This window comes from Pantoea sp. EKM21T (assembly GCF_011800405.1).
Lineage (GTDB): Bacteria > Pseudomonadota > Gammaproteobacteria > Enterobacterales > Enterobacteriaceae > Pantoea > Pantoea agglomerans.
This window is the reverse complement of the sequence record NZ_JAALFV010000008.1, coordinates 126,565-153,472: the sequence shown is the minus strand read 5'-3', so window position 1 is coordinate 153,472 and position 26,908 is coordinate 126,565. Positions and strand designations below refer to the sequence as shown.

The window sequence follows — 26,908 nt, the reverse complement described above, 5'->3', positions numbered from 1 at the left end:
TATCAGCGCTTCTCCTGAAACGCCTGCCAGGTCAGCAACTGCAGACTGGCAGAAAAGTAGTTCTGATCCGCAGCCAGCTTATCGCTCAGATAGCCGGTTTCATTCAGCGTCAGGTCACGTACCGCCAGCAGCCCGCCCTCAAGATGGTAAGGTGCTGGGGCATTCGCCAGCACGTCGAACCAGGCGGGTGTCAGCATGCGGCTGTAACCCTGCCAGACGCGCTGAAACGGCACCAGTGCCAGACTGTGCGGGTCATACCACCAGATGTTCAGCGGCACGCGAATCGCATCGTAACTGAAGCGGTTCGAGTAGCCGACGGCCGGGGCAACCGAACCGTCGGCATTCAGTGCGACCCAGTCCATTGGCAGCCCGGTTTTGCCAAAGCTCAGCTTACCCAGCAGATCAAAGCCATCGTTAATCAGCTTATCCCAGACCTGAAGATGGCTGTGTTCACCAAACTCGCGCCATGCCTGAAACAGGAAGTAAGAGGGATTGAGCACCACATAACTGACTTTGTTAAAGCCCTGCGCACCCGGCAACATCACGGTGTGGCCGCCAAAGCTCGTGACATCCAGCCTGATAATGGCGCGCTGAATACGGTCAGATTCCTGCTGGTAGCTCTCCACCTGCCATTTCTGTGCAGCACGCTGTAGTGCCCAGGCCAGCAACACATCGCCATCCGCGGCGTTATTCTTGTCGGCGACCGGGTTGTCACTGCCCGGCACGTAGCGCCAGTAAAAAAGCTCGGTCTGCGGATTACGCAGCTGGCTGCGCGTCCACTGCCACAGCCGATCGAAGGTGGCGCGATCGTCGTTGGCCACCGCCAGCAACATGCCATAACCCTGGCCTTCGGTATGACTGACGTTGTTATTGGCGGTGTCAGTGATCCGCCCTTCTGAGGTCACAAAGCGACTTTTAAAAGTCTCCCAGCCGCTGGCACTCGCCTGCGCGCTGCAGGCCAGCAGTAAAACAGAGCAGAGCCAGACCCGCCAGAGTGGATTACGTTTCATTTCCGATCCTATTGATATCGATAGTGCAGCGTGCTGCCATCGTTGAGTTCAAGCGTAACCGGCACAATGCTGCTGCCGCCCTGGCCCTGCAACCAGCCCGAAAAAAGTCCGGCCATCACCGCACCAAACGCCGCCTGCCAGTCAGCCGGAGAGTGGATGTTGTCGCCTGCCGGTAAGGCGTGACAGGCAATCAGCAGCGCCTTCTCTTCCGGCTGAAGCTGCACAAAGCCCCAGTTAAACCGCGCCAGTTGCAGATTGCACTCGCGCTCCAGATCCTGCACGGTACGCGACTCTGGCAAAGGATAGCGGGTCGCCAGCGATTCCCCCATCTTATAGAGAAAGGCTTCCGCCTCCTGCTGACCGGCGTTGGCGATCATCCCGTCAATCAGCACGCTGACCAGGTCAAACCAGCCCGGCTGATACGGATGCGATACCCCCGAATGCTCACTCATTACTTCTCTCCGAACAGGTAACGGACATAGAGCTGTGCGCTGCTTTCGTTGTAGTCACCAAAGGTGTCATAACCCAGCTGGCCGCCAATCGTCACATCTTTATTGAGTTTGTAGTCCGCCCCGGCGTGCAGGTTGTAGCCGATGCCGTTTTTACTGCCGCCGGAGTAGTAAGCGTCTTTCACGCTGCCGCTGGCGGCAAGGGATTCCAGCTCTGACTGCAGGCTGGCATCCGACGGGAAGTACGCGCTCTTATCCTGACTGTAGGTCTGATAACCGGCTGCACCGCCAATATTGACTTTTAAATCGTCAAACTTGCGTGAGAACTCTATCGGGAAGGAGACCGACGCGTAGTTCTGCGGGCTGAAGTAGCCGCCCTGACCGTAGCTGAAATAGCTGAGGTTTTTCGAGAAGTCCATCCACGACAGGCTCATGCCCACTTTCATCTCGCGATCGTCAGTGTGGAACGGACGAACGTAGGCACCGGCAGTTGCCTGCAGGTTGTTGTTGCTGGCGACATTCTCGCCAAGATAGCTGTACGCGCCCGCACCAGCATAGAAGCCGGCATCGCCATTGTCGTAGCTTAACAGGGCGTTAGCGCCGTTCTTCGTGACGCGTCCCCAGCGTTTGCCACTGGTTTTATCTTCTGCGCCGACGTAAGAGAGCAGGCTGTCGGTAATCGCGCGGCGCTCACCGGTCAGGATCAGCGTCAGGAAGTCGGTGAGTTTCGGTGACCACTGTACGCCCCCGACCAGAGTACTGAGATCCTGGCCCAGCGGCGTACTGCCGATATCCACTTTATAGCTGTCGCCCTTCAGCGCCAGATTCAGCTCCACGCCCGAAGCGGTTTGCGAATCGGTGGTGGCGTTCGGCAGGTCATTCACCGTTGCACCGCCTGCAGCCACCACCCTGCCCTGACTCAGCGCATTGGTGCCGAAACGGCGCCAGGCATCGGCTGCGCCACTGCCCGCCGTAAGTGAGACCGGCGTGGCGGTAAAGTCGAGGCGCGCCGTTTCAAACGGCACGGTAGAGAAGGTCAGCGGCGCTTTGGCTTCCGTCAGCTTGCTCAGGCCCGACTCGCCATCACGCCCGCGCACCTGCACCATGCCCTGACTCCAGCTGCCGGTTTTTTCCTGCAGCGAATCCATCATGGTGTCGACGTCGTGCAGAATCTGTGACTGTTGAGCAACGGTTTCGCTGCCCGCGGCCGGTTCGCCCTGCGTTGTCACGCCAGCGGCAACGCCCGCCGGTGCCGCCTGCCACGGCAGCACGGTGCCGTAGCTGGATGGTGAACGTCCCACCGGCGAAGTATCACGGTTGATAAACGGATTATCCGCCAGCGCCAGTCCGCCCACGGTCGGCACGCTGCCAGGCTGCGCGCCCTGCAGGCCAATCAGCTGACCGCGCGCTGAACGCAGATAAGCCATCGCCTGAGAATGCTCGCCATTGGCTTCCGCGACCCGCGCCAGCAGCAGCAGACGATCCGGTGTCTGAGTCGTACTGTTAAGGCCGCGACTCAGCTCATTAGCGCGCTGCACATTGTTCTGCGCCAGCGCGACGTTGATGGCCCCGACGCGCGCATCCTGCGTCGGCGTATCCTGGGTCATCAGGTAGTCATAGACCACGCCCGCATCCCGGTTCATCTTGCCGTCCTGGTAGAGACGGGCCATCGCGAACATCAGATCGCGGTTCTGCGGATCCTGCTGCAGTGCACCAATCAGCTTGTCATACGCCACCGCGTACTGACGCTGCTGCCGCAGACGATCCACTTCGTTAATCAGATAGCCATTGCGAATACCGGCCAGTTGCGTTGGTGTACTGCGCGCCTGCAGTTCCGGGTTGCTGAGGAAGCGCTGCGCCTCACTGCCGAGGCCCGCCTGATTCAGTACCGTCATCTGCGCGGCATAATCGCCCGCATTGCCCTGCACGCCACGCTGCAGGTTAGTCCGCACCACCGAAACGGCGCTGGTGAGATCGCCCGCCTGCGCCAGCTTCTGCGCCAGGTTTCCGGCATCAACCGGGTTGGTGGGTGGATTAACCGTGAGCGCCTTCAGGGTATTGGCGGCGGCAGCCGTCGCGCCCTGCGCCAGATACTGGTCGGCCGTGCTCATCTGCAGATTGAAATTAACCCGCTGCGCCAGTTCACGCATCGCCGCCGTCTTCGCGTTAGCGGGAATACGCGAGAGCAACGTGCTGGCCTGCTGCCAGCCGCCGCTTTCGCTGGCGTTAAGCGCACCGGCATACAGTTCGCTGGTGCTGGCCCCGTTGCGCATCACCGGCTGCATCACGTTGGCCGCCAGCAGCGTGTCGCCCTGCTGACGATAGAGCCGGGCTAAATCGAGCCGCAGCCAGCCATCCGTGGGATAACGCTGAATACCCTGCTGCAGCGTCGCGATGGCAGCGGCATTGTTACCGGCCGCCAGTTGACGCTTCGCCTGCTGACGCAGCGCATCGGCTTCATTGGCCCGTGGCGTGACGCTCTGGCGTACGCTGTCCGGCAATGCACCCAGCAGCGTGTTAGCTTCGGTGCCCCGATTCTGCTGACGCAGAACGTAGAACAGTCCCTCTTTGGCGCTGCGGTTATCCGCATCGCTTTGCAGAATAGTGCGATAGAGTTGCTCCGCCTGCTGTGGCTGATTGGTGCGGCGCAGCACGTCGGCGCGGAACAGTCTGGCGGCCAGCCCTTTTTCGCCGTCAGCCTGCACCAGCGGTTCGCTTAATGTCAGCGCCTGCGCCGTGTCTCCGCTTTTCAGTGCCTGCTGGGCGCTGGCCAGCTGTGCATAAAAACGCGCATCGTCAGCCTGCTGCTGACGCGATGAACCCTGATCGCCGCCGAGCTGAGCAGACCGCTGCAGATAATCCGCCGCTTCCTGATAACGTCCGGCTCGCTGGGCCACATAGCCCATGCCCGCTAACGCATCGGCATCCTGCGGATTCGCACCCAGTACTTTTTCAAAGCTGGACTGCGCACCGCCGACGTCACCGCTGTTCAGCGCGCTGAATCCGGCCCCTTTTTCTGCGCCGCCGACGTTTTTACGGTAGTAGTCGATGACGGCGGAGTCCTGCGGATGACGTTGCTGCCAGGTCTGATAGAGCGCCGCATCTGACGGCTGCGGACCGAGCCACAGCAGCGCCTGACGCAGTGAGCGGTCGGCATCCTGATTACCGCTCGCCAGCGAACTCAGCACCTCAATGCCTTCGCGACGGGTTGTTTCCTGATAGGTCAGCGCTTTACCCAGCGCCAGCCGTGCGCCGGTGTCCTGCGGATGCTGAGCCGCAAACTGTCGCAGTGCCTCAACCGCCTGCGGCAGCAGCGTACGGTCGCCCGCCATAGTGAGATAATATTCTGCCGCGACGCTGGGTGGTGGCGCATTGCCGCTGAAGGTGTTGCGCCAGGTCTGTAACGCCGCCGGAATATTGCCGCTGCGCGCCTGCTGACGCGCCAGCGCAAGCTGCGCCTGCGGAATGGTCTGCATCTGGCGCGCGTTATCCAGCTCGCCAAGATGCGGATCGTTGGGGGAGACCTGACTCAGACGGGCGCGATACTGCGCCGCCGCCGCAGTGTCGCCACCCTGCTGTGAATAGAGCGCCAGCAGGTAGAGCGCCTGAGTGTTGTTGGGTTCAACCATCAGCACCTTTTGCAGTGAGGCTGTCGCCAGGTCGTCATGCGCTTTCTGATGCCAGTAAGAGGCCTGATCGAACAGCGCCTGCAACGCCGGGTTGGCGCTTTCCGCCGCCAGCAGCGGCTGTGACAGGGCCAGCGCACTGCCCAGCAGCAACGCCTTACGGATACCGGCACTTAACAGATTTTTTTTCATTATTATTATCCTTACTTCCTGCCGGAATCACGGTCCTGCTTTGGGTTCAGACGTCGCCAGGCGTGACGCTTCAGCATCACCCAGGCCGCACTGCCCACCAGCGCGGAGAGCAGCATCGCCGCCACCGCCAGCAGCACCGAGTGCTGGTTGGCATACCACACCACCATCATGTACCAGGGCAACTCACCGCTGGGAAACTGCGCGCCGACGCGGAAACTGCGAATGCCGTTTTCATCGGTAATAATCGCGGTATCGCCACGAATGCCGGCGTTAATCTGCGCTGAACTCAAATCGTTATGCAGTCGCAACAGCTGATCGTCGCTGGTTGCCACCGTCATCACCACCAGCCGATCGCGGTTCCATGGCGATCGGTAGCTGAGGAAGCCTCGCCACGCTTCGTTGGAGGAGAAGTAACGATCGGCATCCAGCTGCTGACGGCTCCAGTCACCGGTCAGCCAGCCGCGTAATTTTTCCAGCGTGTCAGGCTCTTTCACCCCAAAAGTGCTGCTGGTGGCGTCATAAGGGGAAGCCGCCAGCATCGCCTGATTAAAGGCGCTGTTGCCGGTGGTGCTCACCGCCAGCAGATCGCTCTGCTGTATGCGCGCCAGATGGGTTCCGCCAGTCGGCAGGCCAAACAGTACCTGATTCTGTGTCAGCGCCAGACCGGTGGCTTTACCAGCCCGCGCCGCCAGATCCAGCAGCGTTGACAGTTCAGCATCGCTGGGCGTTTCCGGCAGCAGCAGCGTGGTCTGGCTGAAATCGGCCAGACGTGAGAACGGGAAAGAGGCACCCACAAAGTAAGAGAGGTTCGGCAGCATGCTGAAGTGACGGGTATGGCTCAGATCGATCCATGAATCCTCTTCAATCCGGCTCTTGATGTTGTTGTTCAGTAACACACCGCAGGGCGCATCAGCCCGCGGTTTGATATTGAAGTAGAGCGCCAGCTGGTTATCGCCATAGATCAGGTAGGGTTCGAGATTAAGCTGATACTGCTCCTGACGCGCATCACCGCCCAGACGGTGCCAGGCGTTCTCCAGCAGGCCGACTTTGTTCACCGTCAGATTGCGCAGAAAAGTGCCGTTAAGCATGACGTTAAGGAAGGAATTATCCTCATCGATCCAGCTTTCGGACGGGAAGCGATAGTGCAGATTAACCGGCACTGTGTCGCCATCCCACAGGAACAAATCAGGCGCGGCGCGGAAGTTAACACGCAGCGCATCATGCCAGATGCCGCTACTGGTCAGACTCTGATCTTTACGCAGCAGTTCGCTCAGTCGTACCGGACGGTCAGTGTTAATCCAGCGCGGGGCATCGTAAGGTTTGCGGTTTGCAATAGTCTGTGCGGGGACCTGCAGATGACTCTCATCCGTCGTCAGTGGCTGCGTCGTCAGACGGTTCGCCGCCTGACGCAACTGCTCCTCATTGTTGCCACTGACCAGCAGCAATTTGTAAACCGGATTATTGGGATTATCCACCACCTGCAACATCGGACCGTTACTGGCCGGGAAAGTCAGGGTGCCGATCCGGTCACCAGGATGACCAAACAGGATGCCGTTGTGTTCCGGCAGTTCGCCGCGCACCACCGGGAAACGGATGCCGCGATAATCACTCTGAATGCCAAGCCATGATGTCACCAGTGCCGCCGCGCTGACAGCATCGGCTGAAACATGACTGGCAAAGCCCACCGTCACGGTGGACGCCGTCATCCGCTGAGGATCCAGGAAGGGGCGCGGGAAATTACGCAGGCTGGTGCCGATATTGAGCTTCTGACCCTCAAGGTGCAGCGATGTGTTCGGCAGAATGGTGACCTGATACTGCTGTGCGCTCTCTCTTTCACACAGCAACTTGTCCGCATCATTGATTTTAAAACTCAGATTGTTCGCCGACACCACCATCGCCGCCGGAATATCCAGCTCATAGTCGCTGACATCGCTGTCCGTCGCACCCAGCGGCAGCGTGCCGAGCGGCTGACCATTCAGCATCAGTTGCAGCGACGTATTGCGTGCCGCCAGCGCAGCTGAGACGCGCAGCGTCAGATTAAGTCGCGCATTGGTGATGACTTCATCGCCGGGCAGGGTAAAGGTGATGCCCGACTGAAGCTGGCCGCCGGTCAGCGTGATGCCGCGCGACTGGCCCATCTGGGCCACTGAAATAACACTACTGATTGGCTGATTGATGGCAGCCGCGATCGGCGGCTGCGCTTCTGCAACCGGTGCAGCTACCTGACCTGGCGCGTAGGGCAGCGCACTGGCGGCCGCTTCCAGCGCGGGATCGGCACTGCTCAGGCCCTGCGGCAGGGGCACCGCGGACAGCGCGCTGCTGTCCTGGGTCACCGCGCCGGTGGCGGCCATCGGCGCGGTGGTCTGGGCAGAAGCCGCCGCCTCACCGGTCGATGACGCGGCCTGAGGCGTTGAGGTCGCGTCACCGGTCACTGAAGATGGCTGAGTTTGTGATGTCGCCTCGCTACCTGGGGCGTAAGAGGCGTTCACCGGGGGTGCCATGGCATTGGGTGATGCACTCTGTGGCGCCGATGCCGGTGCAGATTCTGCGGACGGTGTCGCAGATGGCGCATTTGCCGCTGGTGACACTGACGGCATTGCAGACTCTCCACCGCTGACCGGGACCGCTACCTGGTCTGAACCTGCCGTCTGGGTGGAACCATTATTCATGGGCACCACAGATGCCGCATCGCTGGCCGGAGCCTGATTTGTCGCGGGTGCAATGACGGTGGCATCGGCAGGCTGCGTGCTGGAAGCAGCATCAGGCGGCGTCGGAGCCGGACTGTTTACCGGCGCACTGGCAGGCTGCGTGGTGGAAGCAGCATCAGGCAGCGTCGGAGCCGGACTGTTTACCGGCGCACTGGCAGGCTGCGTGGTGGAAGCAGCATCAGGCGGCGTCGGGGCTGAACTGTTTACCGGCGCAGCACTGCTGTTATCAGCAGTAACCGGCGTTTCCGCGCCAGCGGGCGTCAGCCATAACGCTGCGGTCAGTGAACTGACCAGCAAAGTTTGCGTCAGGATCTTCATGCCGCCCCATCCTCTTTCGCCGCCGCAGCAACCGGGTCGACATTTTTACGTTTATCGTGGCGGCCTTTCCACGTCAGCCAGAACAGCTCAAAGACGGTACGGATAATAGTGCCTAGCGAAATCAGCGGGTTGTCCTGCTTATACTCCGGCTGAATCCAGGCATCAGCACGAGCCAGCACCACACGGACCAGTTCGCGACGACGCGCCAGCGGCATCGCCTCAAAGCGCAGACGGATGCTCTCATCATCGCCGGAAATCTGACTGACCGGGATAGTGATCGCGCCGGATTTCAGCAGCAGATCAATCTCTTCAATCTCATCAGTTTCATGACGTCCATCGGGTGCATCAAGCTGCGCGCCGCCCATCGAAAGGTTGCTGGTCTGGGTGCGCGATGAAATGCCGCTGGCGTAATGAATAATCGCCGGGATTTGCACTTCAACACGGATGGTTTTACGCACCTGCTTGGTTTCGCGCGCCACGGCAATTGCCGCCATCAGAATGATCAGGCTGAAGATCGCCCAGCCGACGTTGAGCGCGATAACGTAAGGATCGACGCCAAAATAGTCATGCATCACGGCACGCACCACGCCGGCTACAATGCCAATGCCCAGCAGCAGCGCCACAATCACATGCGGACGCACGATGTGGAAATCGAAGAAGCCCTGATCCAGCACGCCGCCTTTATCGGTTACGTTAAACTTGCCATGTTTTGGCGACAACAGGGTCAGAATGGTCGGGATCACCAGATGGAAGCACATCACCGTCTCATAAATCTCACCCCAGAAGGTGTAACGGAAACGGCCATTCATCCGTGAGTTAACGTAGAGCGACATCACCAGATGGGGCAGCACATAGGCAAAGATCAGCGACGCCGATGAGTGAATAATATTCAGGTTAAACAGCAGGTAAGCCAGCGGTGCGGTCAGGAAGGCAACGCGTGGCAGGCCAAACTGGAAATGCAGCATGGCGTTGAGATAGCAAAGACGCTGCTGCCACTTCAGGCCACGGCCAAACAGCGGGTTATCGACGCGGAAAATCTGTGTCATGCCACGCGCCCAGCGGGTACGCTGAATGATATGCAGGCCCAGACGTTCTGTTGCCAGACCGGCAGCCAGCGGGATCGACAAAAAGGCTGAGCCCCAGCCCAGTCGCTGCATTTTCAGGGCGGTGTGTGCATCTTCGGTCACGGTTTCAACGGCAAAACCGCCAATCTCTTCCAGCGCTGAACGACGGATAACCGCACAGGAGCCACAGAAGAAAGTGGCATTCCAGTTATCGTTACCCTGCTGCACCGGGCCATAAAACAGCGAGCCTTCGTTTGGAATGCTGCGTGCGGCGCGCAGGTTACGCTCAAAGGGATCGGGAGAATAGAAGTAGTGCGGCGTCTGTAGCAGCGCCAGCTTTGGATCTTTCAGGAACGGTCCGACCGTCGCCTGCAGGAAGGTGCGCGTCGCCACGTGGTCGCAGTCGAAGATGCAAATCAGCTCACCTTTGGTGATTTTCATCGCATGGTTGAGGTTCCCGGCTTTGGCATGTTTGTTGTCGTCACGGGTGATATAACCCACGCCGACATCCGCCGCAAAGCGGGCAAACTCGCTGCGCTTGCCATCATCCAGCAGATAGACCCTGATTTTGTCACGCGGGTAGTCGATACACTGCGCCGCGAGTACGGTGTCGCGCACCACATCAAGACTTTCATTGTAGGAAGGCACATAAATATCGACCGTCGGCCACAGGCTGGTGTCGTCCGGTAAGGGTTCGATGGTGCGTTTTAATGGCCAGGTGGTTTGCAGGAAGCCAAGAATTAAGATCAGCCAGACGTACAGCTCCGCCAGATATAAGCCAATGCCTAAGATAGCTTCAACTTCGGAATTAAAGTGCAGCGTCTCGGTGGTCCGCCACCAGATATAGCGGCTGGACATCAGCGCAGAGAGAACCACCATCACCACCGTTATTTTGCGGCTCTTGCTGAAACCCAATAAAAACATCATGCCGATGCTGATCAGACCAAAAATATACTGTTTCTGGCTGTCCATTGGCGTAATGATGATCACCGCCGCAACGGGTGCAAGCACCAGCAGCAGCAGGTAAAACCCGATTTTACTCATGATTCACCCTGAGAAGAGCTGTGTAAGTCAGTCGCCTGGCGGAAGCCGACTAAAAGTGGTTTGTGCGGATGGGAGCCTGAACTTCGCCATTACCCACGGTGATATTCAGAATGCTGCTGACCCTTTTCGCGATCAGTTCAATATCAAATGCCGCTGCGGAGGCGGGACTGAAATCGTAAACAGACTGCTGCGAAGCATTGGCTTCACCCACACTTTCATCACGGTGAACCACGCCCAGTAAATTATCGCCCAGGCGCTGCTGCATAAACGCGGTGACATCGCGATTGATATTCCGGCGGTTGTCACACTGGTTAAGGATGAAATAGTGACCCTGCTTATTATTGAGAGGCTTACCGATCATCCGGTTCTCTTCAATCTGCGGTAATAACGATACTGATGCGGTATCGGCTAACATCACTACTAAATGCATATCGGCCAGCGCCGTCATTGCTTTAAGGGCGGGGCCCGGGCCCGGCGGGAAATCAGCCACGATCACCAGACCGGGATAATTGAGCACCGTATCCAGACCGCGCTTAATAAAGTGGGGATCTTTCATCAGGTTCTCTTCGAACCGTTCGCGCTGCGGCTCCGTGACGTCGCCATAGGGCAGCACAAAGATATTGCCGCCAGTGGTAAGAATCGACTGGCTCCAGTCCGCCTGCTCTTCTGAGCGCGCCACAAATCCGCGGCCATCATGAAGCGGCACGCCAAAGTGAAGACGCAGTGCATTCTGCACATCAAAATCAATCGCCAGAACTTTGCTACCGGAACGCGCCAGACTCCAGGCCAGATTCGCCGCCAGCGTGGTTTTCCCCACGCCCCCCTTCGGCGAGCACACACAAACTAATGGCATAGCGCAATCTTCTCCAGTAACGGTTTGAGTAAGGTTTCTTTCGGCAGATTAATCTCGCGCGAGCGGAACAGCGCACCAAATCGTCCTGGCTCAGAATGGGTGGCGGTGGGTGCGACGACGGGCTGAAGCTCCGCCACGGTGGCAGGCCGGACCGGCTCAGCACGCAGCGTGGTCGCAGGCTCAGCCACGGCCACTTTTTGCAGTGGCGGCGGTGGCGGAAAGAGTGATGAAGGACCGCGTTCAGTCGTGCTGGTTGCTGGCAGGTTACTGCCTGACAGGCTATCGAGAATCGAGGTGCGGGCTGCAATTGCCGGTTGCGCAGTGAGTGCGGCATGTCGTGCCGGAGCCCCAGGCGGTGGAGCCGTAAACTCATCACCACGCAGCGGCTGAGGTTGCGGCAGGTCAATACGCTCGCCGCCGCCAAACGGTGTCTGATGTTCTTCTTTCGCCAGCTGGCGAATCAATGCCCATTTACTGTGTTCCGCCGCTTCCTGCGTCTGGCCAGACATATCTTTAAAGTCGATGTCGAGCGTTTGCGTTTTCTCTTTAAAACGCTGCAAATCATCGTAATTATTCTTCATTGGCCATGGCCTGCAACAAGGTGGGAATTTTCCTGGAATATAACACATCCCTTTAATATCAGTCAGAAAAACCTGATTACAAAAAAAGCAATTTCAATCAAATTGTTTAATCATAAAGATTCAATAGTGGCGGAAGAAAGCCTTTGCTGAGTCATTGCCGCTGATAATTAATAAGTAATATTTAAGTTAAATTCATTAGCACTGTTTTAATAATTTTTCTGAAAATACCGCTCTTACAACCTCTGGCACTGCCAGGCTGACTCCTGTAAACAGCCTTTCAAAGAGCGTTCAGGCTGCCGCAGGCGCAAAAAAATCGCATTTCTGCCATAAGTGATTGAGGCTATTTATCTTTTTTCACTGCAAATATCGCCAGAAGGAAAACAGGTTAAGACTGATAACGGAAAAAGAGGAGGAATAACCAGAAAGTGCTCGCTGACCTGCCAGCAGTGCGGCTTGCAGCTGAGTTGAGATAAAAAAGGCTCCAGAAAGGAGCCTTTGGCTGGGGGCCAGGTGATTGCTCAACTGACTTTCTCTGCCGCACCCACTGGCTGATTTTCATCCTGATCAACCGCGAAGCAGGCAATCTCCTGTCCGCCATAGTTTTTCAGCTTCGGCTGCAACTGCACGCAGGTGCCAAAACGTCGGTGGCAGCGCGCATTAAAGGCGCAGCCCGGCGGTGGATTGAGCGGGCTCGGCAGCTCGCCGGTCAGCTTAATGCGCTCACGACGGTCGTCTGGATTAAGCCGCGGCGTCGCTGACAGCAAAGCCTGAGTATAAGGATGGCGCGGGTTGGCAAAAATTGCCTCTTTGCTGCCCTTCTCAACGCACCGGCCGAGATACATCACCATCACCTCATCGGCAATGTGTTCCACCACCGACAAATCGTGCGAGATAAAGACATAAGAAAGCCCCATATCCTGCTGCAGATCCATCATCAGGTTAAGCACCTGGGCACGCACCGACACGTCGAGCGCCGAAACCGGCTCATCGGCAATCAGGACGTCCGGATCGAGCATCAGCCCACGTGCGATGGCGATACGCTGACGCTGCCCGCCTGAGAACATGTGCGGGTAGCGGTCGTAGTGCTCGGTTTTCAGGCCGACTTTTGCCATCATCTCCAGCGTCTTCTCGCGGCGTTCCGCGCGGGTCAGCTGGGTATTAATCACCAGCGGCTCTTCCAGAATCTGGCTTACTTTTTTGCGCGGATTGAGTGAGCCGTACGGGTTCTGGAACACGATCTGGATTTTCTGGCGACGCAGCTTCTGCGCCTGGGGATCATGTTTCAGCAGATCCTGACCGTGCCAGTAAAGCTGCCCTTCGGTCGGGGTTTCAATCATCGTCAGCAGGCGGCCCAGCGTGGATTTCCCACAGCCTGACTCGCCTACCACCGCCAGCGTTTTACCGCGTTCCAGATTAAAAGAGACGCCATCCAGCGCTTTGACCAGACGTTCCTGACCAAACAGCCCCTTCTTCACCGGGTAGTGCTTCTTCAGATCAATCGCCTGCAGCAGGAACTGATCTTTCGTGGTTTCATGACTCATAAGTTGGTCTCCCGGCATCGTCCAGCGGATAGTGACACTTGGACTGGCGTCCTGGAATGGTGCGCAGTTCAGGTTCTTCCTGACGACAAAGGTCAGTCGCATAGGGACAGCGTGGATTAAGCAGACAGCCAATCGGGCGGTCATACTTGCCCGGTACCACGCCAGGCAGCGAGGCCAGGCGTGCTTTATCGGCCGCGAACTCCGGCAGCGCACGCAGCAGCGCCTGCGTATAAGGATGGCGCGGCGCCTTAAAGATATCGGTCGCTTTACCGCTCTCCACCACCTGACCGGCATACATCACGATAATGTGGTGCGCCGCTTCTGCCACTAACGCCAGATCGTGAGTAATCAGGATCAGCGCCATGTTCTCCTGCCGCTGCAACTCCAGCAGCAGTTCGATGATCTGCGCCTGAATGGTCACGTCGAGCGCCGTGGTCGGCTCATCGGCGATTAACAGCTTAGGCCGACAGGCGATCGCCATGGCAATCATCACACGCTGGCTCATGCCGCCCGACAGCTGGTGCGGATAGACATCGAGCCGTGACGCGGGATCGGGAATACCAACCTGATTCAGCAGGTCGATCGCCCGCTGACGCCGGGTGCGTTTATTGCCGCCCTGATGCACCTTGATCGCTTCCATGATCTGGAAACCTACGGTGTAGCAGGGATTCAGGCTGGTCATCGGGTCCTGAAAAATCATCGCCACTTCGGCGCCCACCAGCTGGCGGCGCTCACGTTCGGAGATGTTCTGCAGGTCGCGCTGGTTGAACTCCAGCTTCTCAGCCATCACCTTGCCGGGGAAATCGATCAGCCCCATGATCGCCAGGGAACTTACCGATTTACCAGAGCCGGACTCGCCCACGATACCCACGACCTGGCCCTGCTCAACCTGATAACTGATGCGGTCAACCGCGCGGAACGGTGCTTTATCGTCGCCGAAATGCACCGATAGTTTGTCTACATTTAATAACGCCATCTCGGTGCCTCTTTACTGCTTGAGTTTCGGGTCGAGTGCATCACGCAAACCATCGCCCATCAGGTTAAATGCCAGCACGGTAAGCAGAATGACCAATCCAGGGAAGGTCACTACCCACCAGGCACTTTGCGCATACTGCAGGACGTCGGAGAGCATCGTGCCCCACTCCGGCGTTGGCGGTTGCGCACCCATACCGAGAAAGCCCAACGCCGCCATATCGAGAATGGCGTTGGAGAAACCTAATGAAGCCTGCACGATCAGCGGTGCAAGGCAGTTAGGCAGAATATTCACAAACATCTGGCGCAGCATACCGGCACCGGCCACGCCTGAGGCGGTCACATAGTCGCGGTTCACTTCCACCAGCACCGCCGCGCGGGTCAGACGGATATAGTGAGGCAGCGCCACAAAGGTCAGCGCGATGGAGGCGTTAACGATCGAGGGGCCAAAGATGGCGACCAGCACCAGCGCCAGCAGCAGGCTGGGCAGCGCCAGCATGATATCAACGACACGCATGATGATGGCATCGACCACGCCGCCGAGATAACCGGCCAGCAGGCCAAATATCACGCCGAAAATCAGTGACAGCACCACCACCAGACAGCCAACCAGCAGCGACAGGCGCGCGCCGTACATCAGACGCGACAGCACATCGCGGCCTACATCGTCGGTGCCCAGAATGTAGCTCCAGCTGCCGCCTTCCTGCCAGACCGGCGGATGCAGCAGCGCATCGCGGAACTGCTCAGCAGGGGCATGCGGGGCCAGCACATCGGCAAAAATGGCGCACAGCAACACAATGATGATGTAAACCAGGCCCACGACGGCGCCCTTGTTACGTTTAAAGTAGTGCCAGAATTCCTGAAACGGGGTCATCGGCTTGGGTGCAACGGTAACGCTGCCGGGATCAACAACAGACATGATGCCCCCTTATTTCTTATGACGTATGCGCGGGTTAACCACGCCATACAGCAGATCAACCAGCAGGTTGACCACAATAATCAGTACTGCCGTCAGCAGCACACCGCCCTGCACCACCGGATAGTCACGGCGCTGCAGCGCTTCAATCAGCCAGCGACCCAGGCCCGGCCACGAGAAGATGGTTTCGGTCAGAATCGCTCCAGCCAGCAAAGTGCCGACCTGCAGGCCGATCACCGTCACCACCGGCAGCATGGCATTTCGCAGCGCATGCACCACGATGACGCGCATGCGCGTCAGGCCTTTGGCACGCGCAGTACGGATGTAATCTTCACCCAGCACTTCGAGCATCGCCGATCGCGTCATTCGCACAATCACCGCCAGCGGAATGGTGCCGAGCACGATGGCAGGCAGAATCATGTGCATCACCGCATCGTGGAAGTCGCCCGGCTCACCCCAGAAGAAGGTATCGATCAGCATAAAGCCGGTCAGCGGCATGGTGTCATCCAGGAAGACGGTGTCGCCGACCCGCCCGGAAACCGGCGTCAGGTTGAGCTGTACCGAGACCAGCATGATCAGCATGATGCCCCACCAGAAGATCGGCATGGAGTAGCCGGTCAGTGAGATCCCCACGGCGGTGTGATCGAAAATCGACCCCCGCTTCACGGCGGCCATGACCCCAACCGGGATACCAATGGCCACGGCAAATATCATGGCGCAGATGCCGAGTTCCAGCGTCGCTTTGAAGCGCGGAACAAACTCATCCCAGACCGGGATGCGGCTCTTGAGTGAAATGCCCAGGTCGCCATGTAATACGCCGTTAATGTAGTTCAGGTACTGTTTCCACAGCGGCTGATCCAGACCTAACAGCGCCATTAACTGTGCATGGCGTTCAGGAGAAATACCGCGTTCGCCCGCCATGATCAGTACCGGATCGCCGGGGATCATGTGAACAAATGCGAAGGTGAGTAATGTAATACCGATAAACGTTGGGATGACAAGGCCCAGACGTCGGAGTATGAACTGCAGCATAATCCGGGTTCTCTCTTGTCCGCGCGACCGTCGCCGCGAGGGTAGTTATTGCTTACATCTGACGATCGGGTAGGCCCGACCGCGACGCAGACAGGCTGCGCCTCTACCGTTTCCAGTAAAACAGGGAGATAAAGCCGGGGCGACGCGCAGCCGCCCCGGAAAAGGCGACAATTATTCTTTAATGTCTACCTGAGCAAAGTAGTGTCCGCCCAGCGGATCGACTTTGTACCCGGAGACTTTCTTGCTGACCGGTTCGTATACCGTTGAGTGCGCGATCATCAGCGCCGGTGCCTGGTCATGCATCACAACCTGTGCCTGTTTGTAGTACTCGATGCGCTTCGCCTGATCGGCGGTGGCGCGAGCTGGCTGAATCTGATCCTCAAAGGATTTATCACACCAGCGCGAGTAGTTAGAGCCATCTTTTGCCGCTGAACAGCTGAACAGGGTGGCCAGGAAGTTATCCGGATCCCCATTGTCGCCGGTCCAGCCCATCATGACGGTCTGGTGCTCGCCCGCTTTGGCGCGCTTCAGATATTCGCCCCACTCGTAGGTGACGATTTTGGCTTTGACGCCAATCTTCGCCCAGTCGCTCTGGATCATCTCAGCCATGCGGCGCGCATTCGGGTTGTAAGGACGCTGAACCGGCATCGCCCACAGGTCGATTGAGAAGCCGTCTGCCATGCCCGCTTCTTTCAGCAGCGCTTTGGCTTTCTCAGGATCGTAGGCGTAGTCTTTCACGTCGTCGTTATAGCCCCACATCGTTGGTGGGATCAGGTTTTTAGCAGGCTGACCTGCACCCTGATAAACGGCTTCGATAATCGCCTTTTTGTTGACCGCCATGGTCAGTGCCTGACGCACTTTCAGGTTATCCAGCGGTTTTTTCTCAACGTTGTACGACAGATAGCCGACGTTCAGGCCAGCCTGCTCATACAGGTTGATGTTTTTGTCCTGCTTCATACGCGCGATGTCAGCCGGGTTTGGATAGGGCATGACCTGACATTCGCCCTTCTGCAGCTTGGCGTAACGCACTGAAGCATCCGGGGTAATGGAGAAGACTAAGCGATCGATTTTCGGCTTGGTGCCCCAGTAATCCGGGTTAGCTTTGTAAAGGATGCGCGAATCTTTCTGGTACTGCAGCAGCTGGAACGGACCGGTACCGACCGGATTCAGGTCGACGTTTTGCGGGGTGCCCGCTTTCAGCATGTTGTCAGCGTACTCTTTCGACAGAATCGAGGCGAAGTCCATGCCAAGGTCAGCAAGGAACGGCGATTCAGGACGCGTCAGCACAAAGCGCACGGTGTTCTCGTCCACTTTTTCAATTTTGCTGATCAGCTTCGGCATGTCCATGCCTTCGAAATATTCGTAGCTGCCGCCGGAGACGCCGTGATAGGCGTTGTTTTTATCCAGCTGGCGCTCAAAGGTGAACACCACATCATCCGCATTGAAGTCGCGCGTCGGTTTGAAATCTTTGGTGGTCTGCCACTTCACGCCTTTGCGCAGGTGGAAGGTGTAAGTTTTACCGTCTTCACTGACATCCCACTTCTCTGCCAGCGCAGCGTGCAGTTCGGTGGTGCCGATAGTGAACTCAACCAGTCGGTTGTAGATCTGACGTGAGCTGGCATCGTAGGTGGTGCCCGAGGTGAACAACTGCGGGTTAAAGCCTTCCGGAGAACCTTCAGAACAGTAAACCAGGGTTTTTGCCTGAACACCGGCGGCGACAGTCATAGCAATCAGGCTCAGACCGACCTTCAGCATCCCGGATTTAGCCAGGGAGTTGATCATGCTTTTGCTCCATTGTGATGTGATGTTGTGTGTATTGCCCGACCTCTGATTTTTTTATGCGGTTCAGGCGTACCACCGAACAGGTGGTTAAAGCACGCTACGTTTTTTTTGTTTTTTCTTATGCAGATGGTGCATTCAGAAAATTCCGTAACTGTGCGTTTATTGACGCATCAATTTGTCAACAGTTGCAAAGAACGTCAATACAACGGTTACTTATTTACACAGAGTGTGAGGGATAGCATGCAACGGTAATAAAAACCCTTTCGGCCTAAAAGCCATACAATGCACAGCGCTGCTGGTCTGATTTCCGTGCATTGTGCTGGATGGTTGTTCTATCGCTAGTGATTCTCACCGCTAAAAAACTTAAAACTTTTACCGGCAAATGTTGAATAACTGAACGATTCACCGTGCGTTATGACGTTCATCCAGCGGAATATGCTGGTAAAGAAGCATAAGAAATCAGCATGTTGCCGCTTTCGGTCATAAGAAGAATGTGTCGCGAATTATGATCGCATCTCTTATATGGCAAGGCCTGCCAGCGGGTTAGTGATGATAACAACGGCTGGTAAACAGAATGCGCGGCGGATGGGGTTTACTGGAACCTTCTGGAAAATCATAGCCAGAGGCTGAAAGCGAGGGAAGGTTCAGGGAAGAGGATGTGGCATGAATGGCTGTCAGATCGAGACTGCTTCGGAAACACGGCCAGATCGGAAAGGCGCTTTAACCATCCATGGACGTTCAGCGGTAAGAATGTGAATGCTTAGCTGTCAGATCGAGACTGCTTCGGGAACACGGTCAGATCGGAAAGGCGCTTAAACCATCCCTGGACGCTCGGCCCACGCCGTCCCTGGCGTGGGACGCTTTCCTCCTCTGCCCGTGTTCCCTCCGCCTTGAGATTGTTCATTGCTGTCAGAGTCACTCTGATTTGGATCTGTCAGTTGTCTGAGATGCTTCTGTAAGTACCTGATGCGTCTGCCAAACGTGAAGCGAAGGGAGCATACGCCTGTAGCAAAGCATCGCGGGCCAGGGATGGCCCGCGTTGAGCCTGCCAGGGATGGCGTTTTTGCGTCTTTGCGAAAGGCGTATGCTCCCTGAAGCCCACTCAGCGGTAAGAATGTGAATGCTTAGCGGTCAGATCGAGACTGCTCAGGAAAAACCGCCCCTGCCGTTGGTTTTCTAAAGACGAAAAAAAACCTGTCTTTTCAGACAGGTTTCTTAAATATGGTCGGCGAGAGAGGATTCGAACCTCCGACCCACTGGTCCCAAACCAGTTGCGCTACCAAGCTGCGCTACTCGCCGATGGGGGCGCATGTTACTGCTACCCCCGATCAGCGTCAACCGCTTTTTATGCTTTTGCCGCCAATCGCCTGGAAAGCACGCGGTTACCGGGAATCAGCCGCCTGCTTTACACTTTTCGACCACTATTACAGCGGTTTAGCCTGACCATTACCCGGTGCCTGACACCAGTTGTTGGCCGGGTTAATGCCGCCATCTGGCGAGGTGTAACCCAGACAGCCCAGGATGGTATCAAACAACTCAACGTGGCGATGGGTCCGGCCCACGCGCTGCTGCGCCTGCAGACGCTCAAAGTTGCTGCGGTTCTGACTGTCTTCCAGATACTTATCTGACGCCCAGACCATCATCGGCACCCGGAACTGCTCAGGCGGAGCCATCTCACGCGGCGTGCCGTGCAGGTGCATATTCTCGCTAATCGACTCACCATGGTCGGCGGCATAGAAGACGATCGCCTTCTTATCACGCAGCTGATCCAGCACGCTATCCAGCATGCTATCGACATACAGCACCGAGTTGTCATAAGCGTTGATCAACTGCGCTTTGCTGCAGGTCTCATCCACGCCCATACACTCCGGCTGATATTTCGCGAAGCTGCGCGGATAACGCTGTGAATAGAGGTAGTGCGAACCTTTGGTGTGCAACACAATCAGATGCTTACCTTTCGGGAAACGATCCAATGACGCTTTCATCTCCGGCACCAGCAGCATGTCATCCACCGCTTTGCCCTGATTACGCTTCTCTGAACCAATCTGCTCACGGAAGGCAAAATTGTTGGCATTGATGTTGTCGTAGAACCAGACTTCGCTCTGCATCGCAAACAGCTCAGAGGTGAAGCCCAGCTCTTTCATCACCGCAAACACATTCTGCTCTTTCAGCGTGCGGCCCGGATTATCCATAGTGCCGCCTTCGCGCACGAACATGCAGCGCAGTGACAGCTTGGTCGCGGTATCACAGGACTCGCCCCGGAATGCCACCAGGTTCTTCTCTTTCGACAGCTTCGGCGTAGTGTCACGCTCATAGCCCAGCATCCCCATGTGATCCCAGCGCGTGGTTTCGCCAATCACAAACACCACATAGGTATCATCAAGCCCGGCAGGCGCGACGTAGGTAAACTTCTTCGCCGGATCCAGCAGTTCCTGGCTGTTCAGCGACTCATCCACACGGGTCCAGGCAAACAGGCCCACAGCCGCCAGCCAGTTCGAAGGAAGATAAGAGTGCGCCACCACACCGCCGTAACTCGGCAGATCGATGTTGGTGATCTCTTCGTTATGCTTCTGCAGCTTGTCGAAAAAACGAATCGGCAGCCAGACCAGTGCCACGCAGAGCAGCATGATCAGGGTGGGTTTCAGGCGCTGTCCCGGCGTACGCAGCTGTTCATTCAGCGTCATGCTCAGCTTATTGCGCCAGATCATCAGCAGTGGCAGCGCGCTGACCAGCACCATCCACAGGATGAAATGGTAACCAATCACCTCTTTAGAGAGATCGGTGTCAGTCGTCATCACCGAAGCCACAATGCCGTAGCCAATCACCACGTTAAAAAACGCCATGTAATAGGCGGCGGCAACCGAAATCAGAACAATCAGAGTGGCCAGCACGCGATAAAACCACTTTCCTCCCAGCGACAGCAGACGCATCAGGAAGAAAGTCAGCACCACAATGGCCACTACCTCGGTGACGGCAGTCAGCCAGTTCGTAACCGTAGAGTGCCTGAGAAAACCGTCAAAACGACGATAGAAAATCGGCAAATTCAATAAGATACCGAGATAGAGCGCCAGCAAGAGCGATAACTTCTGCTGAGTCAGGGTTTTAATGTAATTCATGAAAAAAGGTGTTTCTCCGGTGTGAAGCGCTTGACCAAATCTTTTATGTGACTGCCGAAACGCGGCAGAGTTCGCTGAATAAGCGGACCGGACAAGATGAAGGAAAATTCTGAACGGATTTACAGGCTATAACGCGAGGTGGCTCAGTAAAACATGGTCGCGTTTGATAGACCAGAAAATAATCGTTGTCGACCTGATTAGCACATTTTTTGTACACATCGAACAGGAACGGCCGGGTGGGCTGTTGCAGACAGCAGCAGGAGAGCGAAAATGACAGAGGAAAAAAGTGCGGGCCTGATAGTTTCAGGCCCGCAGCACGCTTAGCGAATAATGTTCAGCGTGACATCGATGTTGTTGCGGGTGGCGTTTGAGTAAGGACAAACGATGTGTGCCGCATCAACCAGCTTCTGCGCTTCTGCTTCATCCATCTCTGGTAGATGAATGTTCAGGGTCGCTTCAATACCAAAACCATCAGGGATAGGGCCGATACCCACTTCACCTTCGATCCAGGCGTCTTTTGGCATGGTGATCTTGTCACGGCCCGCCACAAACTTCATCGCGCCCAGGAAGCAGGCAGAATAGCCCGCAGCAAACAGCTGCTCAGGGTTAGTCACTTCGCCGCCTGCACCGCCCATCTCTTTTGGCACGCCCAGTTTCACGTCCAGTACACCGTCAGAAGAGGTTGCACGACCATCACGACCACCGGTTGCTTTGGCTTTGGCGCGGTAAACCACTTGTTCTAAAGACATGACATTTCTCCGTTACGCTATTTAATCGCCCACTACTTATACAGCCGTAATCAGGCGGTGAGGTTTAACGGGTGCCGCGCACCCGTCAGCAATATTTATCGTGACTTATTCAGGTTATCTCGCAACCCATCCAGCTGTAATTTCAGCGCCAGCAAAGCGTCATCATCACAGGCTGTGGCACACTTGACCGCTTCAGGAATGGCTTCAGCCCTGGCCCGTAACGCCTGCCCGGCTTCGGTCAGCGTCACCGCAACCTGGCGTTCATCCTGACGGGTTCGCTGCCGGTTAATCAGGCCTGCACTTTCCAGTCGCTTCAGAAGTGGCGTTAATGTTGCCGAGTCTAAAAAAAGCTGCTCGCCAATCTCTGACACCGTGACATCATCTTTCTGCCACAACACCAGCATGACCAGATATTGAGGATAGGTGATGTCGAGCTGGCTCAGCAACTGACGATAGACTTTATTCATCGCCAGGTTGGCAGAATAAAGCGCAAAGCAGAGGTGCTGATCGACCAACAGTGGCATCGTTTTCACTTTTTTGTCATCTTGATCACAGTTCATGGTTAATAATATAGATAGCGCGCTAGATAATTGCAAGCAAACTTTTTGACAGGGGGAAAGGCATGCAGGATTCACTGGAAGAACAGGCGCGTCGCTTCGCCACCGAGGCACATGCCAGTGCCGGTCAGCGCCGCAAATATACCGATGAGCCTTATATTGTTCATCCGGCAGCGGTGGTGGAACTGGTGCGCAGCGTCAGCCATGACGACGCGTTGTTAGCGGCAGCCTGGCTGCACGATACCGTAGAAGATACCGCAACCACACAGAGCGATATCGAAACCCACTTTGGTACGCGCGTGGCAAGCCTGGTAGAGATGCTGACCAACAGCGCACCCGCTGGGGCAAAAAATCGCACGGCCCGTAAACTGGCGCACTTCCGCCATACAGCCAGCGCCAGTCCTGAGGCACAAACCATCAAACTGGCTGACATCATCGATAACACCCGCGCGATTGTGCGTTTTGATCCCGACTTTGCGCGGGTCTACCTGGTTGAAAAGCAGATACAGATTGAGTTGCTGAAGCAGGGAGATGCGCAGTTATGGCAGCAGGCTTCAATGATTATTGAAAGCGGACTCGCACAGTTGCGGGAGCCGCCCTATAGCGTGCCGGAGAGCTGGTTTGCCAGACAGGCGGCTAAATACAGCGAATTACGCTAATAAAAAACCCGCCAGCGGCGGGTTCTTTTCGTGATATCAGTTTATTCAAGCAACTGCCGTCCCAGATAGGGATTGGCATGTAATAACTTCATCAATTTCTGCGCCGTCGCGGAAGGACGGGTACGCCGGGCTTCCCAGCTTTTCACGGAAGAAACGCTCACGCCCATTACTTTTGCAAACTCATCAACCTGCATGCCGGTCATTTCACGCAGACGCTGCGGCTCTGGCTGGGCGGGTTGCTGACGCTGAATAAGTAACTCGGCGGCGCGATCATCACGTGTCAAAACAATCTGCTCAAGGCTGCTGAGCAATTCAAACATCGGGTCTTTTAATTCCATAGAGAACTCCTTAAAAACTCGCTATGAAGCACGTGAAAGTAGAGAGGTACGAGCCTGAAGTCAGGACTCTGAAACCGGGCCTGTTTCAGGCTGGATCCCGCAAGGGTTTATTTTTGTTATGAGAGAAACCATTACGGGACACAGCCTGCGGTGCACTGCTTTAAAGATGTCAGGTCAATGCAACAAATGCCGGGAGACTAAGTATGGATAGAGACCTGACTATTTGCCGCGCAATTTATAATTATTTTTTTAACTATGGTTTGCCGGAAAAGTTCCAGCGCCTCTAACCCGCTGAGGCAGTTGAGTTTTGTGCCTTCGGTGTGGGCAAAAAAATCAAATGGTGTTTGCTATTTATGTGGATGCCATCAAGCTTTTTGCTGGCATATTCTCATTTCTGTGAGGCAATACACCTCTTCAGGTAGTGAGTGCAAAATATACGCCAATGGTTTACTTCCTGAACACATATATTCACTGTTCTTATTAAATTAAGAATAGTCCTGGTTGGGGCCTGAGACCTGGCGCGCGGCGGCTCACAGTGCAGAGCGGGTAGATCTTTTATTCTTAACGGCGCTCTGTCGCCAGATTAATCAACAGTCATCTTAACGAAACGGCTGACGCCTCATGCCGGTGCAGTTACCCGGCAACTATCGACCTGATGCGCGGTAAAAGTGCAGCCCCGTGATAACGCACTGACGAAAGGCAAAACCCATACCTGACCTCTGTAAGGAAAAGCGATGCGTGAAACAGATTTTAACGTCGGATACCCTTCTCATCGTGTACCGATGATGGGTCGTAATGCCGTCGCAACCTCTCAACCGCTGGCGGCGCAGGCGGGTTTACGGATGCTGCAACAGGGTGGTAACGCCGTGGATGCGGCTATCGCCACCGCCATCGCCTTAACCGTGCTGGAGCCAACCGGAAACGGCATCGGTAGCGATGCGTTTGCCATTGTCTGGGATGGCAGCGAGCTGCATGGGTTAAACGCCTCAGGCCGATCGCCAGCCGCGTGGCATCCCGAACGCTTTGCCGATTTTAGTGCGATGCCTGAAACCGGCTGGGAATCCGTCACTGTGCCAGGGGCCGTCTCGGCATGGGTCACACTGGCACAGCGCTTTGGCACCTTACCGCTGACCACCCTGGCACAACCGGCAATTGACTATGCGCGCGACGGTTTTCCGGTTTCACCGCTGATTGGTCAGCTGTGGCAGCGCGGCTATGACAAGCTGCGGGATCAACCTGGCTTTAGCGACTGCTTTGCGCCGCAGGGTCGTCCGCCTCGTGCTGGCGAGCTGTTCCGCAATCCGGCTCAGGCCCGCACCTTGCAGGAAATCGCTGAGACTCAGGGCGAAAGCTTTTACCGCGGCGCACTGGCGCAAAAGATGACAGCCTTCGCCCGTGAGCATGGCGCGGCCCTGACGCTGGAGGATTTGAAAAACCATCGTGCCGACTGGGTTACCCTGCTGTCGCGTCCGTTTGCCGGAGGATCGGTGCAGGAGCTGCCGCCGAATGGTCAGGGCATTGCGACCTTAATTGCACTTGGCATTCTGGAAGAGTGGGAAATCAACCGCTATGCACCGGATTCGCCGCAGTGGCTGCATCTCTCCATCGAGGCGATGAAACTGGCGCTGGTTGATCTGGACCGTTATGTCACCGATGAAGATCACCTCGAATTTCCGGCGGAACACCTGCTCAGCAACGACTATATTCGCCAGCGGGCAGCGTTAATTGATCCTGCCAAGGCGGGAGATTTCCGCTTTGGATCGCCGCAGCAGAGCGGCACAGTGTATGTCGCCGCCGGTGATGCCAGCGGCATGATGGTCTCATTCATTCAGTCTAACTACATGGGATTTGGCTCCGGCGTGGTGGTACCCGATACCGGCATCAGCCTGCAGAACCGGGGCGCGGGCTTTTCACTCGATCCAGACCATCCCAACGTCGTGGCGGGCGGTAAGCGGCCGTTTCATACCATTATCCCGGCCTTTGCGCGGGATCAGCAGGGCCAGCCGCTGATGGCATTTGGCGTGATGGGCGGCCCGATGCAGGCGCAGGGACACCTCCAGCTGGCGCTGCGCATTATGCTGCACCAGCAGAATCCGCAGGCCGCGATTGATGCGCCGCGCTGGCGCGTGGTGCAGGGACGCGAGGTGGTGTTTGAATCCACACTTGATCGCAATACCCTGAGCACACTGCGCCGTATGGGCCACAACGTGGTACTGGAAGATCCCCTGAGTAATTACAATTTTGGTGGCGCGCAGGCGATAGTGCGCGATCCGCAGGGCTTCTACATTGCGGCCAGTGAGAGTCGCAAAGATGGTCAGGCGGTGGTGTTTTAAGGTCGCGGCAGTGAGCGTCAGGCTGCTCAACCCCTACTTCATCTCTGCGCGCTGAAGCCTGCAATGGCAGGGAACGCAACACGCCCTGAGGCGCAGGCGGCCCCATTCTATAACCGGCGTTTCAGAAAGCATCTGTTTCACAGGTGGTTTCACGTTGTGCCGTGGCTCGGGTTTGTTCTATTCTTTAGGCCATTCCTACCTGGACATCTGACAGTATCACCGACAGGAGTTGACCCTATGGCTTCAGGACTTACACGCCTTATGGCACGTGGCGGCATTATGCTCGCTGGCGCGCTGATCGTGCTGCAACTCACCGCATGCGGTGATAAAGAAGGCGAGCAGCGCAAAGCATTTATCGATTTTCTCCAGAACACTGTGATGCGCAGCGGCGAGCATCTGCCCAGCCTCAGCGAAAACCAGAAGCAGAGCTTTGGCAACTTCGCCAGCGATTACGCCATTATGTATGGCTTCTCGCAGCAGGCGAACAAAGCGGTTGAACAGGGTATGCGTCCGGTGGTGGATGAGCTTTCTGCTATTCGCGTTCCGCAGGATTATCTCAGCCGTCGTGATTCCCTGCGTCAGGCGACCAGCGCACTGGTGATCGTCACCCAGCAGATTGAAAGCGCCAAAATGCAGGCGGACAGCAGCAAGGCGACCCTGAAACAGCCGGATGACCTGAAAAAAGTCTACGACACCGCCTATAACAAAGTGGTGACGGTGCCCGCCAATCAGCTGATTCCTCTGCTGCCAAAACTCCAGGCGCTGAGCCAGGGTGCAGTGCAGACCGGCGATTTCCTGCAAACGCAGGGAACCCGTGTCAGCTTCAATGATGGCGGCGTACAGTTCCCGACTCAGGATCAGGCTTCGCAATATAACGCGCTGATGAGCACTTTATCCGCCAATTCGCAGGCGCTTCCTCAGGCACAGGCTGCCGTCCAGGGTGGTCTGCAGTAAACCCGCTTTACGGGCAGGCGCTAATCGTCTGCCCGTCCCACTCTCTTTTCTCCTCCCACCCAATCACCCGCTGAATGAAGTGTGATCTGGCGCATTTTCGACCAAAAATAGTTT

19 protein-coding genes and 1 tRNA gene are annotated in these 26,908 nt (G+C 56.6%); 3 read left to right on the top strand and 17 right to left on the bottom strand.

The genetic code is table 11. The features are described 5' to 3' along the window. Positions 1 to 2: 2 nt before the first annotated feature. The 16 genes from HFD87_RS17380 to HFD87_RS17305 all read right to left on the bottom strand — a co-directional run bounded on the left by HFD87_RS17380 (position 3) and on the right by HFD87_RS17305 (position 22,513). A complete protein-coding gene (locus tag HFD87_RS17380; RefSeq protein WP_031590334.1) occupies positions 3 to 1,010 on the bottom strand; it encodes a glycosyl hydrolase family 8 in 1,008 nt (335 codons plus the stop codon). A gap of 8 nt (positions 1,011 to 1,018) precedes the next feature. Next, positions 1,019 to 1,462 carry a cellulose biosynthesis protein BcsD gene (gene bcsD / locus HFD87_RS17375; RefSeq protein ID WP_033767602.1) on the bottom strand — a complete coding sequence of 148 codons (444 nt, stop codon included), beginning with the start codon at positions 1,460 to 1,462 and terminating at the stop codon, positions 1,019 to 1,021. Then, positions 1,462 to 5,277, bottom strand: coding sequence for a cellulose biosynthesis protein BcsC (locus HFD87_RS17370; RefSeq protein WP_167423720.1), 3,816 nt, complete (start codon positions 5,275 to 5,277; stop codon positions 1,462 to 1,464). The genes bcsD and HFD87_RS17370 overlap by 1 nt, the downstream gene beginning before the upstream one ends. Positions 5,278 to 5,288: 11 nt before the next feature. After that, positions 5,289 to 8,303 (bottom strand): cellulose biosynthesis cyclic di-GMP-binding regulatory protein BcsB, encoded by a 3,015-nt coding sequence (gene bcsB / locus HFD87_RS17365; protein ID WP_167423719.1) that lies wholly within the window; start codon positions 8,301 to 8,303, stop codon positions 5,289 to 5,291. Continuing rightward, a complete protein-coding gene (gene bcsA, locus HFD87_RS17360; protein ID WP_010671648.1) occupies positions 8,300 to 10,411 on the bottom strand; it encodes a UDP-forming cellulose synthase catalytic subunit in 2,112 nt (703 codons plus the stop codon). Before bcsA ends, bcsB begins: the two co-directional genes overlap by 4 nt. 49 nt (positions 10,412 to 10,460) lie before the next feature. Then, positions 10,461 to 11,264 carry a cellulose biosynthesis protein BcsQ gene (gene bcsQ, locus HFD87_RS17355; RefSeq protein WP_010671647.1) on the bottom strand — a complete coding sequence of 268 codons (804 nt, stop codon included), beginning with the start codon at positions 11,262 to 11,264 and terminating at the stop codon, positions 10,461 to 10,463. Further along, the gene (gene bcsO / locus HFD87_RS17350; protein WP_159227223.1) at positions 11,255 to 11,845 is read right to left on the bottom strand and encodes a cellulose biosynthesis protein BcsO; all 591 of its coding nucleotides are present in this window, start codon (positions 11,843 to 11,845) and stop codon (positions 11,255 to 11,257) included. Before bcsO ends, bcsQ begins: the two co-directional genes overlap by 10 nt. Positions 11,846 to 12,363: 518 nt before the next feature. Further along, positions 12,364 to 13,386: a dipeptide ABC transporter ATP-binding subunit DppF gene (gene dppF / locus HFD87_RS17345; protein WP_158149689.1), complete on the bottom strand. Its 1,023-nt coding sequence runs from the start codon at positions 13,384 to 13,386 to the stop codon at positions 12,364 to 12,366. After that, entirely contained in the window at positions 13,376 to 14,362 is a 987-nt protein-coding gene (dppD, locus tag HFD87_RS17340; RefSeq protein WP_010257423.1) for a dipeptide ABC transporter ATP-binding protein, read from the bottom strand. The genes dppF and dppD overlap by 11 nt, the downstream gene beginning before the upstream one ends. A gap of 12 nt (positions 14,363 to 14,374) precedes the next feature. Then, a complete protein-coding gene (dppC, locus tag HFD87_RS17335; RefSeq protein WP_010671643.1) occupies positions 14,375 to 15,277 on the bottom strand; it encodes a dipeptide ABC transporter permease DppC in 903 nt (300 codons plus the stop codon). A 9-nt stretch (positions 15,278 to 15,286) separates the two neighbouring features. Then, a complete protein-coding gene (gene dppB / locus HFD87_RS17330) occupies positions 15,287 to 16,306 on the bottom strand; it encodes a dipeptide ABC transporter permease DppB (protein WP_010257427.1) in 1,020 nt (339 codons plus the stop codon). 171 nt (positions 16,307 to 16,477) lie between these two features. Then, positions 16,478 to 18,088 carry a dipeptide ABC transporter periplasmic-binding protein DppA gene (gene dppA, locus HFD87_RS17325; protein WP_031590340.1) on the bottom strand — a complete coding sequence of 537 codons (1,611 nt, stop codon included), beginning with the start codon at positions 18,086 to 18,088 and terminating at the stop codon, positions 16,478 to 16,480. Between the two features lie 1,222 nt (positions 18,089 to 19,310). Continuing rightward, positions 19,311 to 19,387: transfer RNA gene (locus HFD87_RS17320), tRNA-Pro, on the bottom strand. A 125-nt stretch (positions 19,388 to 19,512) separates the two neighbouring features. Next, positions 19,513 to 21,204 carry a kdo(2)-lipid A phosphoethanolamine 7''-transferase gene (gene eptB, locus HFD87_RS17315; protein ID WP_010257429.1) on the bottom strand — a complete coding sequence of 564 codons (1,692 nt, stop codon included), beginning with the start codon at positions 21,202 to 21,204 and terminating at the stop codon, positions 19,513 to 19,515. Between the two features lie 320 nt (positions 21,205 to 21,524). Then, complete coding sequence (locus tag HFD87_RS17310) at positions 21,525 to 21,953, bottom strand: organic hydroperoxide resistance protein (RefSeq protein ID WP_010257431.1); 429 nt, start codon at positions 21,951 to 21,953, stop codon at positions 21,525 to 21,527. A 95-nt stretch (positions 21,954 to 22,048) separates the two neighbouring features. Continuing rightward, on the bottom strand, positions 22,049 to 22,513 hold the full coding sequence (locus tag HFD87_RS17305; RefSeq protein ID WP_010671641.1) for a MarR family winged helix-turn-helix transcriptional regulator: 465 nt from the start codon (positions 22,511 to 22,513) through the stop codon (positions 22,049 to 22,051). 62 nt (positions 22,514 to 22,575) lie between these two features. Here HFD87_RS17305 and HFD87_RS17300 point away from each other — a divergent pair, with 62 nt between their 5' ends. Then, complete coding sequence (locus HFD87_RS17300; RefSeq protein ID WP_010257434.1) at positions 22,576 to 23,169, top strand: HD domain-containing protein; 594 nt, start codon at positions 22,576 to 22,578, stop codon at positions 23,167 to 23,169. A gap of 41 nt (positions 23,170 to 23,210) precedes the next feature. Here HFD87_RS17300 and HFD87_RS17295 read toward each other — a convergent pair whose 3' ends face one another. Further along, the gene (locus HFD87_RS17295) at positions 23,211 to 23,507 is read right to left on the bottom strand and encodes an HTH-type transcriptional regulator (protein WP_010257438.1); all 297 of its coding nucleotides are present in this window, start codon (positions 23,505 to 23,507) and stop codon (positions 23,211 to 23,213) included. Positions 23,508 to 24,241: 734 nt separating this feature from the next. Here HFD87_RS17295 and HFD87_RS17290 point away from each other — a divergent pair. Continuing rightward, positions 24,242 to 25,840 (top strand): gamma-glutamyltransferase family protein, encoded by a 1,599-nt coding sequence (locus tag HFD87_RS17290; RefSeq protein WP_167423718.1) that lies wholly within the window; start codon positions 24,242 to 24,244, stop codon positions 25,838 to 25,840. Between the two features lie 237 nt (positions 25,841 to 26,077). Continuing rightward, positions 26,078 to 26,794 (top strand): DUF3053 domain-containing protein, encoded by a 717-nt coding sequence (locus HFD87_RS17285; protein ID WP_010671639.1) that lies wholly within the window; start codon positions 26,078 to 26,080, stop codon positions 26,792 to 26,794. Positions 26,795 to 26,908 lie beyond the last annotated feature (114 nt).

Excerpts from the sequence above, each read along its gene's own strand:
- HFD87_RS17285 (WP_010671639.1), top strand. The coding sequence starts at position 26,078 with ATGGCTTCAGGACTTACACGCCTTATGGCACGTGGCGGCATTATGCTC.
- dppA (WP_031590340.1), bottom strand. The coding sequence starts at position 18,088 with ATGATCAACTCCCTGGCTAAATCCGGGATGCTGAAGGTCGGTCTGAGC.
- bcsO (WP_159227223.1), bottom strand. The coding sequence starts at position 11,845 with ATGAAGAATAATTACGATGATTTGCAGCGTTTTAAAGAGAAAACGCAA.
- bcsA (WP_010671648.1), bottom strand. The coding sequence starts at position 10,411 with ATGAGTAAAATCGGGTTTTACCTGCTGCTGCTGGTGCTTGCACCCGTT.
- dppC (WP_010671643.1), bottom strand. The coding sequence starts at position 15,277 with ATGTCTGTTGTTGATCCCGGCAGCGTTACCGTTGCACCCAAGCCGATG.
- dppF (WP_158149689.1), bottom strand. The coding sequence starts at position 13,386 with ATGAGTCATGAAACCACGAAAGATCAGTTCCTGCTGCAGGCGATTGAT.
- dppB (WP_010257427.1), bottom strand. The coding sequence starts at position 16,306 with ATGCTGCAGTTCATACTCCGACGTCTGGGCCTTGTCATCCCAACGTTT.
- dppD (WP_010257423.1), bottom strand. The coding sequence starts at position 14,362 with ATGGCGTTATTAAATGTAGACAAACTATCGGTGCATTTCGGCGACGAT.
- HFD87_RS17295 (WP_010257438.1), bottom strand. The coding sequence starts at position 23,507 with ATGGAATTAAAAGACCCGATGTTTGAATTGCTCAGCAGCCTTGAGCAG.
- HFD87_RS17300 (WP_010257434.1), top strand. The coding sequence starts at position 22,576 with ATGCAGGATTCACTGGAAGAACAGGCGCGTCGCTTCGCCACCGAGGCA.
- bcsD (WP_033767602.1), bottom strand. The coding sequence starts at position 1,462 with ATGAGTGAGCATTCGGGGGTATCGCATCCGTATCAGCCGGGCTGGTTT.
- bcsQ (WP_010671647.1), bottom strand. The coding sequence starts at position 11,264 with ATGCCATTAGTTTGTGTGTGCTCGCCGAAGGGGGGCGTGGGGAAAACC.
- HFD87_RS17310 (WP_010257431.1), bottom strand. The coding sequence starts at position 21,953 with ATGTCTTTAGAACAAGTGGTTTACCGCGCCAAAGCCAAAGCAACCGGT.
- eptB (WP_010257429.1), bottom strand. The coding sequence starts at position 21,204 with ATGAATTACATTAAAACCCTGACTCAGCAGAAGTTATCGCTCTTGCTG.
- HFD87_RS17370 (WP_167423720.1), bottom strand. The coding sequence starts at position 5,277 with ATGAAAAAAAATCTGTTAAGTGCCGGTATCCGTAAGGCGTTGCTGCTG.
- bcsB (WP_167423719.1), bottom strand. The coding sequence starts at position 8,303 with ATGAAGATCCTGACGCAAACTTTGCTGGTCAGTTCACTGACCGCAGCG.
- HFD87_RS17290 (WP_167423718.1), top strand. The coding sequence starts at position 24,242 with ATGCGTGAAACAGATTTTAACGTCGGATACCCTTCTCATCGTGTACCG.
- HFD87_RS17380 (WP_031590334.1), bottom strand. The coding sequence starts at position 1,010 with ATGAAACGTAATCCACTCTGGCGGGTCTGGCTCTGCTCTGTTTTACTG.
- HFD87_RS17305 (WP_010671641.1), bottom strand. The coding sequence starts at position 22,513 with ATGAACTGTGATCAAGATGACAAAAAAGTGAAAACGATGCCACTGTTG.